The 11,908-nt window shown below is 59.0% G+C and carries 10 protein-coding genes and 1 tRNA gene; 6 read left to right on the plus strand and 5 right to left on the minus strand.

The annotated features are described in order from the left end of the window. Nucleotides 1-92 precede the first annotated feature (92 nt). Both ACTJJW_RS03255 and ACTJJW_RS03260 read left to right on the plus strand, forming a co-directional pair. Nucleotides 93-1,361, plus strand: a complete 1,269-nt coding sequence (locus tag ACTJJW_RS03255) for an APC family permease (RefSeq protein ID WP_462642657.1) — start codon at nt 93-95, stop codon at nt 1,359-1,361. 38 nt (nt 1,362-1,399) lie between these two features. Beyond that, on the plus strand, nt 1,400-2,116 hold the full coding sequence (locus ACTJJW_RS03260) for an endonuclease/exonuclease/phosphatase family protein (RefSeq protein ID WP_462642886.1): 717 nt from the start codon (nt 1,400-1,402) through the stop codon (nt 2,114-2,116). A gap of 19 nt (nt 2,117-2,135) precedes the next feature. Here the strand turns inward: ACTJJW_RS03260 and ACTJJW_RS03265 are convergent, their stop codons facing one another. The 4 genes from ACTJJW_RS03265 to ACTJJW_RS03280 all read right to left on the minus strand — a co-directional run bounded on the left by ACTJJW_RS03265 (nt 2,136) and on the right by ACTJJW_RS03280 (nt 6,871). After that, nucleotides 2,136-3,656, minus strand: coding sequence for a SulP family inorganic anion transporter (locus ACTJJW_RS03265; RefSeq protein ID WP_462642887.1), 1,521 nt, complete (start codon nt 3,654-3,656; stop codon nt 2,136-2,138). A gap of 265 nt (nt 3,657-3,921) precedes the next feature. Further along, nucleotides 3,922-5,622, minus strand: coding sequence for an ABC1 kinase family protein (locus ACTJJW_RS03270; protein WP_462642658.1), 1,701 nt, complete (start codon nt 5,620-5,622; stop codon nt 3,922-3,924). A 37-nt stretch (nt 5,623-5,659) separates the two neighbouring features. After that, nucleotides 5,660-6,226: a PadR family transcriptional regulator gene (locus ACTJJW_RS03275; RefSeq protein WP_462642660.1), complete on the minus strand. Its 567-nt coding sequence runs from the start codon at nt 6,224-6,226 to the stop codon at nt 5,660-5,662. Between the two features lie 561 nt (nt 6,227-6,787). Beyond that, nucleotides 6,788-6,871, minus strand: a tRNA-Leu gene (locus tag ACTJJW_RS03280). A gap of 152 nt (nt 6,872-7,023) precedes the next feature. Here ACTJJW_RS03280 and ACTJJW_RS03285 point away from each other — a divergent pair. Further along, nucleotides 7,024-8,355, plus strand: a complete 1,332-nt coding sequence (locus tag ACTJJW_RS03285) for a M20/M25/M40 family metallo-hydrolase (RefSeq protein WP_462642661.1) — start codon at nt 7,024-7,026, stop codon at nt 8,353-8,355. 24 nt (nt 8,356-8,379) lie between these two features. Next, nucleotides 8,380-9,231 (plus strand): undecaprenyl-diphosphate phosphatase, encoded by an 852-nt coding sequence (locus ACTJJW_RS03290; RefSeq protein ID WP_462642662.1) that lies wholly within the window; start codon nt 8,380-8,382, stop codon nt 9,229-9,231. A gap of 18 nt (nt 9,232-9,249) precedes the next feature. On the opposite strand, the gene ACTJJW_RS03295 is transcribed toward ACTJJW_RS03290, so the two are convergent. Next, on the minus strand, nt 9,250-10,185 hold the full coding sequence (locus ACTJJW_RS03295; RefSeq protein ID WP_462642663.1) for a proteasome assembly chaperone family protein: 936 nt from the start codon (nt 10,183-10,185) through the stop codon (nt 9,250-9,252). 65 nt (nt 10,186-10,250) lie between these two features. Here ACTJJW_RS03295 and ACTJJW_RS03300 point away from each other — a divergent pair, with 65 nt between their 5' ends. After that, entirely contained in the window at nt 10,251-10,922 is a 672-nt protein-coding gene (locus tag ACTJJW_RS03300) for an HAD family hydrolase (RefSeq protein WP_462642665.1), read from the plus strand. After that, nucleotides 10,919-11,905: a tRNA (adenine-N1)-methyltransferase gene (locus ACTJJW_RS03305; protein ID WP_462642667.1), complete on the plus strand. Its 987-nt coding sequence runs from the start codon at nt 10,919-10,921 to the stop codon at nt 11,903-11,905. The genes ACTJJW_RS03300 and ACTJJW_RS03305 overlap by 4 nt, the downstream gene beginning before the upstream one ends. Nucleotides 11,906-11,908: the final 3 nt, after the last annotated feature.

The raw sequence follows: 11,908 nt of genomic DNA on the forward strand, positions 1-11,908 counted from the left end.
GCCGCTAAAGTTTTCCCATTGGCCAACCGCCGTTCACCGGAGGCCAATGCCGCGTGGCGCTGGCACCTGCACGCCAGGAGTAGGGTGAACACGTGAAGACGAACGCCACGCTTTCTCGGCGATTGACCACACTCGATGCCACCATGATTGGTCTTGGATCAATGATCGGCGCAGGGGTGTTCGCGGCATTTGTGCCGGCCGCTCAGGCCGCCGGGGCTGGCCTGCTGATCGGGCTAGTGATTGCTGCAGCCGTGGCGTGGTGCAACGCTGCAGCCTCCGCACAACTCGCGGCAGTGCATCCGGTAGCTGGGGGCACGTATGCGTATGGCCGAGCACAGCTTGGTCCCTGGTGGGGTTACTTCGCCGGCTGGTCATTTCTGGTCGGTAAGACAGCAAGTTGCGCCGCTATGGCGCTCGTATTTGCCGCGTATGTTGCGCCCGCCGGGTGGGAGAAGCCGGTGGCCATTGCCGCAGTCGTTGCCTTGACGATCGTGAACCTTCTCGGTGTGACGCGCACTGCGTTGGCCACAAAGATTATTGTGACGTTTGTGGTTGTAGTGCTCGTCGGTGTCTTAGCGGTGGCTATGAGCTCAGACTCGTTGGCAGCGCACCCATTCGCAGTCCTTGGTGACGCCAGTGTTTACGGTATCCTTCAGTCGGCAGGTTTGCTGTTTTTCGCGTTTGCCGGGTACGCACGCATCGCGACGCTTGGCGAAGAAGTCATCAACCCGCAGCGCGCGATACCCCGCGCGATCATGATCGCGCTCGCTGTCACAGCTGCTCTCTACCTGGCGCTGGGCGTGGTGATGCTCGCCGTGTTGGGAGCGGAGGGGCTCGCCCACTCACAAGCGCCGGTCGCCGATCTCCTAGATGCCGCTGGCTGGGGCTGGGCATCCGGCCTTATTGCAGTGACTGCCGGTGTCGCCTCGCTCGGAGCTCTACTGGCGTTGATGGCGGGGATCGGCCGCACAACATTCGCAATGGCGCGAAATAGTGACGTGCCGCGCTGGCTCGGCGCCGTGCATCCTCGGTTCGTGGTGCCGTATCGTGCCGAACTGGTTCTCGCGTTCGTCGTAATCGTGGTGGTGTCGGTTGCTGACCTTCGAGGTGCAATCGCGTTCTCATCGTTTGGGGTTTTGCTTTATTACTTCGTAGCGAACGTTGCGGCATTCACTCAGCCCCAGACACAGCGTCGAGTGCCGCAATTCGTCAACGTGCTCGGTGCAACCGGATGCTTGGTGCTGGTTGTGACGGTTCCTCTCGTTGGTGTCGTGGTTGGGGCGATCATCCTGATCATAGGAATTCCTGTGCGTTTGTTGTCGAACCGACAATCTCGCGTACTTTCTGACCATGGCGCATAGGCTAGTTCTCTCTTAAGAAAGAGGTATTTGGATTCGTGATTCGCGTAATTAGCTACAACCTCCGCAAAAATAAGGCTGCCACTGAGTTGGCCGCACTCGCCGAAACCCCTGACCTCGATGCCCTGTGCCTTCAAGAGGTCATTGCTTCTGAGCTTCCCACCGAGATTGGTGATTTGCATCTGGCGAATTCGACCAAAAACAACAGGCTCGGGCTTGCCGTTTACTATCGGCGCGAACGCTACGAGCAGACCGCGAGCCAGTCTTTCGAACTCAAGAAGTCGCTTCATGACCGAGTTTTCACGCCAACTTCAGAGCGACTCGTCGGTTCGCGACTAGTCGACCGCGACTCCGGGCACGAGCTTGTTCTTGCCTCGTTCCATGCCGCTCCACTCACCGCGCTCAACTCGTTGCGTCGCAACCAGATCAAGGCAGCGCACGAACTTCTACAAACTCTGGGAACGGGCGCACCGATTCTGATGGTGGGGGACTACAACTACCCGTTGTTCAAAGAGGGGCTCACCCAGCACGTTAACAAGACCGGCTACGATCTTTCCCTCAGCGATCGCATGACGTACACCAACTACAAATTTTTCCGCGGGCACTTCGATTTCGTGACCTCGCAGGGGTTCACGATCGACGGCGTAGAGACCCTAAATCGCGGCGCGTCGGATCACTTGCCGATCTTGGTGACGGCCGCGTACGGCACCGCCAACACACACCACTCAACGATCTCGGTGGAGCCACTCGCGAGCTGAGCTGCGGTCCGGGTCTGAGTTACCCTTCGCCGCCAAGGTTTCCTGCAAGGCGATCGTGCATGTACAGACTTGCTTCGTTGAGACCAATGAGAACCACACGCTTGCCGAGGCGCTCATATTTGGTCGTGATCGCATCAAGTGCTGCCACCGTTGAGGCGTCCCAAATGTGCGAGTTTGACAGGTCAATGATGATCCGATCCGGGTCATCTGAGTACTCGAACTGGGTCGTCAAGTCGTTACTGGATGCAAAGAAGAGCTCGCCGTTGACGCGGTAGTGGGCGGTAGGAACCGACTCATCCTCGGGCAGTGTGCGCTCGACGGTTGCGAAGTGCGCAACGCGACGGGCGAAAGCGACCATCGCTACGATGATTCCCACGAGCACACCGATTGCCAGGTTGTGGGTCGCGACAACGACAACGACCGTGGCAACCATAACGACTGTCTCGCTCATCGGCATCCGCTTGAGGGTTGACCACTGCACGCTGTGCCAATTGAAGGTAGAGACCGCGACGATGATCATCACGGCAACGAGTGCAGCCATGGGGATGAGGGCAACAATGTCACCCAACACAACGATCAGGATGAGCAAGAAGATACCTGCCAAGAAGGTCGAGATGCGAGTGCGAGCTCCGGATGCCTTCACGTTGATCATCGTTTGACCGATCATTGCGCATCCGCCCATTCCGCCGAACAGGCCGGAAAGTACGTTCGCAACACCCTGGCCCCAGGCCTCACGGGTCTTGCGCGAGTGGGTGTCGGTGATGTCATCGACCAGTTTGGCAGTCAGCAGCGACTCAAGGAGTCCGACGAGCGCCATCGCGAGTGCGAAGGGACCGATAATTGAGAGGGTATCCCACGTGAGAGGAACGTTCGGGATGAAGAGTTCGGGAAGGCTGCGGGGAAGCTCGCCCTGGTCGCCGACTGTTGGCACCGCGATCGCCATTGTCACGGTGACGATAGTGATCAACACAATTGCAACCAGCGGTGCGGGGATCACCTTAGTGAAGCGCGGCATCAGCACCATGATGATGAGTCCGACGCCCACGAGCGGGTAGACCATCCACGGCACGTCGATGAGTTGTGGCAGTTGAGCCATGAAGATCAGGATCGCCAACGAGTTGACGAAGCCGAGCATGACGCTTCGAGGGATGAAGCGCATGAGCTTGGCTACGCCCAGTACACCCATGACCACCTGGATAAGTCCACCGAGCATCACCGTGGCGATGAGGTAGTCCATGCCATATTCGCGGGCTACTGGTGCAATCACGAGTGCAATCGCTCCCGTAGCTGCAGTAATCATTGCTGGCCGGCCGCCGAGGAAGGCGATCGACACGGCCATCACGAATGAAGAGAATAGTCCGACCCGAGGGTCAACTCCGGCGATGATCGAGAACGAAATCGCTTCGGGAATCAAGGCCAGCGCCACAACTAGCCCCGCCAACACCTCTCGAGTAAGAATGCGCGGCGTGCGGAGAGCCGTCAGTACAGACGGGTCAGCACGATACCGATTAGGACGGGGTGTTTGAGCAATAGCGATAATGTTCTCCTGCGAAAAGCGCCACACGCGGGCGCGGTTTACTAAATGTTTGGGGAGCCTAGGTGCGAAATTCGCACGGCTGAACGCCAGCAACTGTGCCGGCTAGAGACCAGGGATAGCCCGGGCTAGACAAGAACGGACAACAGTCGGTGCGTCTGGGTCCTCTAACACGATAGCGGATCGCACAGATTCATGGGTGACTCTCAGGCTGTGCGGCACTCCGCTAGTGTCTGCTTCAGTGGCGTCGTGAACCGACAGAGCAGCTCACTCAGAACACGCGGTTTCGGTTGACGACCCCCGCCAAGAGAGCGTGGGCTAGAGGGATGACGGAGAAGATCATCAGCACGGTTCCCAGCGTCGGATCTGTCGGCCGCAAGAGGATTCCGCTGATAAGCAACCCGGTGAAGAGAATTGCAGAGAGTACCCGACGGGTAAGGGTTTCGATCACGCGGAGACGCTTGTCTGCTCCGGGCGTCTCTACGGCGAGTTGGCCGCGTTGCATAAGAGTCGCGACGCTCTCCAGCTGTTGAGGCAACCGCAGTAGGAGGCCAGCAGATGACAAAGCTTGTTTGGCGAACTCCTTTACTGTCCCACCGCCCTCATCAATTGCGAGTCTCTGTGCGAAGGGCTCGATCGCTGTCCACACGTTGTAGGCAGAGTTGAGGTTGCTGGCTACACCAGACGTCACCGAGACGGCGCGGATGATCAGCAGAAAGTTCTCGGGAAGCTGGAACGGCATGGTGCGCATAACGTCACCAAACTCGTTGCCGAACGTTCTGAACTCTTCTGGGTCTACTCGCTGGAGTTCGGCGAAACCCATTCCGCCGAAGCGGTCGAACAGTTCACCCATCGCTCGTTCTAGTGGTGCGGTCTCAGCGGAACGCAGCAGCACTCCCATGTCGCGCACGCTGGCGACGAGTCCGGGCGCGTCTCGTGCGGCCGCGGCGATGATGAGGCGCTGTAGTCCACGGCTCAAGTTCTCGGGAACTTCGCCCATCATTCCGAAATCGATGAAGGTGAGTGTCCAAGCGGGGGTAGCCGGATCCGCACGCTCTAGATCTGCGGGGGTGACAAAGATGTTGCCGGGATGTGGGTCGGCGTGAAAGAAGCGATGCACGAACAGTTGCTCAAACATTGCGCGCGACAACTCGTCGGCGACTTCCGAGGGGTCGATCCCTGCTGCTTCGAGGCGTCGGAGATCGTTAATCTTGATGGCGGTGGCATCGGAGAGTGTCAAAGTTCGTCGCGTGGTCCGCTCCCACACAACCTCTGGGGCTTGCACCCTGGGGTCGTCAGCGAAGTTTGCAGCGAAGCGCTCCGCGTTGCTGCCCTCATTGAGATAGTCGATCTCCCGCAAGCTGATGATCGCAAACTCTTCGAGAAGCGCCGGGAGGTCTACCCGCCGCGAGATGAATCGCACGCGACTGAGCCAGCGGGCGACCCGACGCAGCGCAGAGAGATCAACATCGATAATCTCGGCGATCCCTGGTCGCTGAACTTTGACGACAACATCGCTGAATCCCAGATCGGCGGCATCTGACGGCCTGAGACGTGCGCGATGTACTTGGCCGAAGGATGCCGCGGCGATGGGTGTCGCATCGAAGAAGTCATAGGCGCGCTCGAGGGGGAGCCCGAGTTCGTGTTCGGCACTCTCGCGGATGAGCGCGAAGTCGACGGCGGGGACTTCATCCTGAAGTCCCTCGAGTTCGCGAGTGATTTCCGCAGGGAGCACGTCAAGGCGTGACGACATGAATTGCCCGACCTTGATCATGAGGCCACCGAGGTCTACCGCGAGTGTGTGGAAGTTGCGTGCGATGTGGGTGGCGCGAGCGAGCCGGCGTCGAGCCGCAACACGTTCAAGGCCGAAGCGCGGTAGTACGAGTTCGAACCACCATTCGAGCACCATGTACCGGGCAGCGAAACGCAGGATCCGACGGTAGCGGGCGCGCAGCTGTCTGGTGTCGGTCATCGATTCTCCCTAGTGCCGACGGTGCGGCGACATCCAATCAGTCTTGAGCGAGGATTGCGTAAAGCTTACGACGCGCATCATCAACAACTGTGATGGCCTCGTCTACCTGCTCAGGGTTGCCATTGCGCATGATCGGGATCACGGCTTCAGCCAGTTTGGCTGCAGCGTGGGGGAGTGCCGTTGGTCGTGACGAGTCGCGTGGCTCAGAGTCTTGCCACGGAGCTGGGCGGCTCGACTTGACCTCGTCGTGACCTTTCTCAGTCAGTGTGTAGGTCTTCTTACCGTCGGCCTCATGCGCTTCGATGAGACCTTCGTCGGCGAGCATTTGAAGTGTGGGGTAAACCGAGCCGGGGCTGGGCTTCCAAGCGCCGTTACTGCGCTTTTCGATCTCATGGATGATTTGGTAGCCGTGCATTGATTCTTCGGCCAGAAGGGAAAGGATGGCGACGCGCACATCGCCGCGGCCCATGCGCGGTGCTACTCGGCGCTCGAACTCTGAGCGCACGTTGTCGAAGGCGTCCCACAGGCCTTGCCCTGCGTGGTCGAATGCGTCTGCGAACGGGCGGCGAGAGTTGCGGCCACCGGTTCCGAATGAGTTGTTCATGCTGATCCTCCACTCTGTGGATGCGGGGCACGAGCGGCCCTGCCGATACTCAACGATACATCGTTCGCAAATAGTCAGTAGCGAATCCCAGAGAACTTACAGCCACCAAAGACAGCCAATGATCTCGGAGACACGGGACTCCCGGGAACGGAAAGGCCGCCAGCCGTATAAAACGACCTGCCGACCTAATTTCTCAACTACCGCTTCGTAAGTCCGAATCATTCGCTGTGTGCGAAAGGGTGTGTGGTTTCAGGACATCGTGAACGGTCTGCGGGCAGTGTTCTGAGGATGAGTAAACCCAAGGTCTTGAATTCTGGCTGTCGTCAGCGAAGGGCTCTCTTACAGGCAAGTCGCAGCCCGTTACAGGGTGTCGAAATCGGTTGTTCATCGTCTCCATCACCGGGGGTTGGTGGAAGGTCGTCTCCGAACCAGACCGGACCGGAGGTCACCGCACGAATCCTTGCGCCGACTCAAAACAGCGCTACCAGCCCCAACGAAAAACGGCTGAACCCCCGAAACCCGGGGTTCAGCCATTCACGATGTCCTGAGACAGGACAACTGTGCGCGAAGGGGGACTTGAACCCCCACGCCCTTACGGGCACTAGCACCTCAAGCTAGCGCGTCTACCAATTCCGCCATCCGCGCGCATCAGCGGCGCTACAAGAGCACCGCCGAGATACGAGAATAGCACCAAATTCGAGAGCGAAAACACGCATCCGCTGATCGCCGTTGTTCACAGCTCTACGAGCAGACCGTGGCATACAGAAATTTCCCGGTCAGACGGCTAGCGTGGCCTTATGACTTCTGAGCCTTCTCTCGAGCGCACCGCTCAAATCGCGCAAGATCTCATCCGCCTCGACACCACGAACTACGGTGAGGGGCGCTCCAACGGTGAAACTGAGGCCGCCGAATATTTGGGTGCACTCCTTGAAGAGATAGGTCTCACCACCCAGTATTTTGATGCCGCCACAGGTCGCACCACAGTTGTTGCCCGCGTCGAGGGCAGCTACGACACCGAGTCATCAGCACCCCACGCGAAAGAACGCCCAGCGTTGATCTTGCACGGCCACACCGATGTTGTGCCCGCGGATCCCAAGAACTGGTCAGTTGATCCGTTCGGGGGAGAGATACGCGATGGCCTGCTGTGGGGCCGCGGCGCCGTAGACATGAAGAACATGGATGCCATGATCATCACCGCTCTCGGCGACATCTTGGGAGCCGGAAAGCGCCCCGCACGCGACCTCATCATCGCGTTCTTCTCCGACGAGGAGAATGGTGGAGAGTTCGGTTCGCACTTCATGGTTGACCACCACTCCGACGTTTTCGCTGGCGCTACCGAAGCTATCAGTGAAGTCGGCGGATATTCGGTAGACCTCCAGGGCCAGCGCGCCTACCTACTTCAGACCGGCGAGAAAGCTCTCGTCTGGATCAAGCTCACCGCCCGCGGCATGGCCGCACACGGCTCGCGAGTGATCAGCAACAACGCCGTCACCAAACTTGCCGAAGCTGTAGCAATCTTGGGCCGCCAAGAGTGGCCAGTACGGCTCACCGACACAACGACTTTGCTCATCTCCGAGCTGTCACGCATCCTCAAGATTGACCCAGAAGAGGTTGGGCCAGACGAGCTCATCCTCGCTACCGGCACCGCATCTGGCTTCTTGCAAGCCACCTTGCGCACGACAAGCAATCCGACACTGTTGAAGGCCGGCTATAAGCACAACGTGATTCCTGACATCGCCGAAGCGCTCGTCGACATCCGCACCCTTCCCGGTGAAGAGGATGAGGTTCTGGCTCAGGTGCGTGCGCTGCTTCCCGATGAGATCGAGATCGAAATCATGCACCGCGATATCGGTCTCGAAACGAGTTTTGACGGTCCGTTGGTTGACGCGATGATCGGCAGCCTCAATGTCTTCGATCCCGGAGCTCCTGTGTTGCCGTACCTGATGTCCGGCGGTACCGACAACAAAGCTCTCAAGCGCCTCGACATCACCGGCTATGGCTTCGCGCCCTTGCAGTTGCCTCCTGAGATCGACTTTCCCGGCATGTTCCACGGCGTTGACGAACGAGTGCCGTTAGACGCACTAGTCTTTGGCAGGCAGGTCTTGGGAGACCTGCTTCTCAAGTACTAATTTTCTGCTGATCGGGAGCGCTCCATGGGGTTTATCGAGGCCATTATTTTGGGGCTTGTTCAGGGCCTCACCGAGTTTCTTCCGATCTCGTCGAGCGCCCATTTGCGCATCATGGGCGAGTTTTTGCCGTCTGCGAGCGACCCTGGCGCGACATTCACCGCAATTACCCAGATAGGTACTGAGCTCGCGGTCATCCTCTACTTCCGCAAAGACATCGCGCGTATCCTAAGTCGCTGGTTTCAACAGTTCCGTAAGCCCAGCGGGGCACACCATGAGGTAGTTGACAAGAATCATCCGGATGTTCGGCTCGGCTGGCTCGTCATCATCGGCACCATCCCCATCGTGCTTGTTGGCTACTTCGCGCAGGAGTACATCCGGTCGACCTTCCGTTCGCTCTGGTTGGTAGCGACCGTGCTGATCGTGTTCGGCATCATCTTGGGAATCGCCGACTACCTGGGCAAGCGCACCCGCGCGCTCGATGAGATGAAGTACAGCCACGGCATCACGATCGGGCTCGCACAAGTGTTGGCGCTCGTCCCCGGCGTTTCGCGTTCGGGCTCCACCATGACGGCTGGCCTCGCCCTCGGCTATACCCGCCCGGCTGCAGCGCGCTTCGGCTTCCTGCTCGCCATCCCCGCAGTCTTTGGCAGCGGGCTCTACGAACTCGTACACAGCTTCGGCGAGACGGCTCGGGTATTCACCTACGCCGAAACCGCGCTCGCAACAGTGATCGCGTTCGTCGTTGGTTACGTCGTGATCGCGGCTCTGATGCGCTACATCGAGAAGCGTTCGTTCATGCCGTTCGTGATCTACCGCATACTTCTGGGCGCAACGCTGTTCATGCTGTTGTCGCTCAATGTGATTCAGCCGGTCTAACAGGCCACAAACGCGTGGCTAGTCTTTGCCCCGCCAGGGCTCATCGCCTGCTGAACCCTGATCTGGCTTGTCGTCGCCACGACGCAGATATTTCTCAAACTCCTGAGCAATAGCCTCGCCGCTGGCCTCGGGGGAGTCGACGGTGTCGCGCGCCCGTTCCAACTGTTCGATGTATGACGACATGTCCTCGTCTTCACCGGCGAGCGCGTCGATACCGGTTTCCCAATCGGTGGCCTCGCTCACGAGGTCGCCACGGGGAATCACGACATCCACAATTTCTTCAAGCTTGTCGATGATCGCCAGGGTTGCTTTGGGCGATGGCGCGTTGTGCACGTAGTGAGGAACGGATGCCCAGATCGACATTGTCGTGATTCCGGCCAACTCGGCAGCCTGACCCAATACAGAGAGGATGCCTACGGGGCCCTCGTAGTTGCTGCGCTCAATATCGAGAGCGGTGCGCACTCCGGGGTTTTCGCTTGAGGTGAAGACCGAGATCGGTCGAGTGTGCGGAACATCGGCGAGCATTGCACCAAGAAATACGATCGACGTGATGCCGTTGTCAACGATGGTCTCAAGGATGTGTCTCGTGAACGCTCTCCACGACCGGGATGGCTCAGTACCCAAAAGCAGGTAGATGTTTGACTGGTTGTTGGCGCTCAACTGCAACTCTGCGTCGGCGGCAATGCTTTCAGGGCGCACAGAATTAGGGCGCGAGGGGCCGTAAATGGTGACCGATGGCCACGTCAGTGAACGGTCACCGTCGTCATCGTGAGCTACGACGGGCCGGTTGAACTGGTAGTCGAAATAGTCTTCGGGATCGACTTCGGCGATGGGGTAGACGTCCAGCTGTTCCTTGAGGGATCTGACGGCACCACTGGCCGCCTCTCCGGCGTCATTCCACCCCTCGAAGGCGACGACCAAGAGTCGTCCGTTCGTGAATGGGGTGTTAGTCACTGGTCTCCTTTTGGTCGAGTGCCACGAATGTCACTTACTCAAGGATAGAACTACGATGGTCCGTTGTGACTCACTCCACTCCGGCTGCCGTCCTCTGGGATATGGATGGCACCCTCATAAACTCTGAACCGTACTGGATTTCTGCCGAGGTCGACCTCGTCGAGTCGTTCGGTGGTGAGTGGACCCATGATGACGCTATGGCTGTTGTCGGCAGTGGTCTATTCAATTCAGCACGCGCCATGCAAGCCAAAGGCGTTGAGTTGGATGAGCAGACCATCGTCGATCGCCTCACTGATCGTGTGATGACCCGACTGCGGGAATCGGGCATCCCCTGGCGTCCGGGTGCCCGTGAGTTGCTGCTTGAGCTGCGCGAAGCAAGCATCCCTACCGCGTTGGTCACGATGTCGATTAGCCGTATGGCGCATCACGTCGTCGATAACCTCGGTTTCCTTGGTTTCGACGCTGTGATCTCGGGAGACGACGTTGAGAACCCGAAGCCGCATCCGCAGCCTTACCATGTGGGGGCTACTGCCCTCAGCGTAAAGATCGCCGACTGTGTCGCCATTGAGGATTCACCTCCCGGCGCGACCTCAGCGTTCAGCGCAGGAGCAACAGTGGTGGGCGTTCCCTTTATGGTCGAGATCCCCGAAGAGCAGACTCACGCACTCTGGCCCACTCTTGCCGGGCGCACTTTAGAACATCTGTCAGAACTTCATGCAAAGGTATCCACTCGATGAGCGACGTATTTCGACGACAGAGCGGTGAATTCCGCGTAGGTGACCGAGTACAACTCACCGGGCCAAAAGGCCGACTGAACACCGTCACGCTCGAGCCCGGGGGAGCGTTCCACACGCACCGCGGCGTACTGAGCCACGACGTGATCATCGGTGTTCCGGATGCCAGTGTCGTCATCTGCTCAAACGGCATCGAATACTTGGCGATGCGCCCGCTGCTCACCGACTTCGTCATGTCGATGCCGCGCGGCGCGGCAATCATCTACCCGAAAGACGCAGCACAAATCATCGGTCAGGCAGATATTTTTCCTGGCGCTCACGTCGTCGAGGCTGGCGTCGGTTCCGGTGCACTGTCGCTGTGGCTATTGCGCGCTATCGGGCCTAGCGGTCAGTTGAGTTCATTCGAGCGCCGCGAAGAGTTCTCTGAGATTGCCCGGTCAAACGTTGAGGCGTTCCTCGGCGCGAAGCCGGACAACTGGTCGGTTACTGTCGGCGACTTGCAGGAACAGCTCCCGGCATCCGTGGAGCCTGGTTCCGTCGATCGTGTGGTGCTTGACATGCTCGCGCCGTGGGAGTGCATCGAGGAGTGCGCAACTGCACTGACCCCCGGTGGTGTCTTGCTCTGCTACATCGCCACTGTGACCCAGTTGTCGCGTGTTGCCGAGGCTATCCGTGCGACAGGACGGTTCACCGAGCCTGACTCTAGCGAAACAATAGTGCGCGGCTGGCATGTTGAGGGACTCGCTGTGCGCCCCGACCACCGCATGGTTGCTCACACCGGCTTCTTGATGACTGCGCGCCGATTGGCGCCCGGTTCGGTACTGCCTGAGCTCAAGCGCCGTGCATCGAAGACAGATTTCAGCGACGAGGATGTCGAAATCTGGACGCCTGGAGCACTTGGAGAACGCAATGCCAGCGCGAAGCGCCTGCGAAAGACTGCACGTGAAGCGAAGGCTGCGGCAGAGGCCGCGTCTTCTGACCGGTAGAGT

It is taken from the genome of Rhodoglobus galactosidasius, assembly GCF_054957775.1.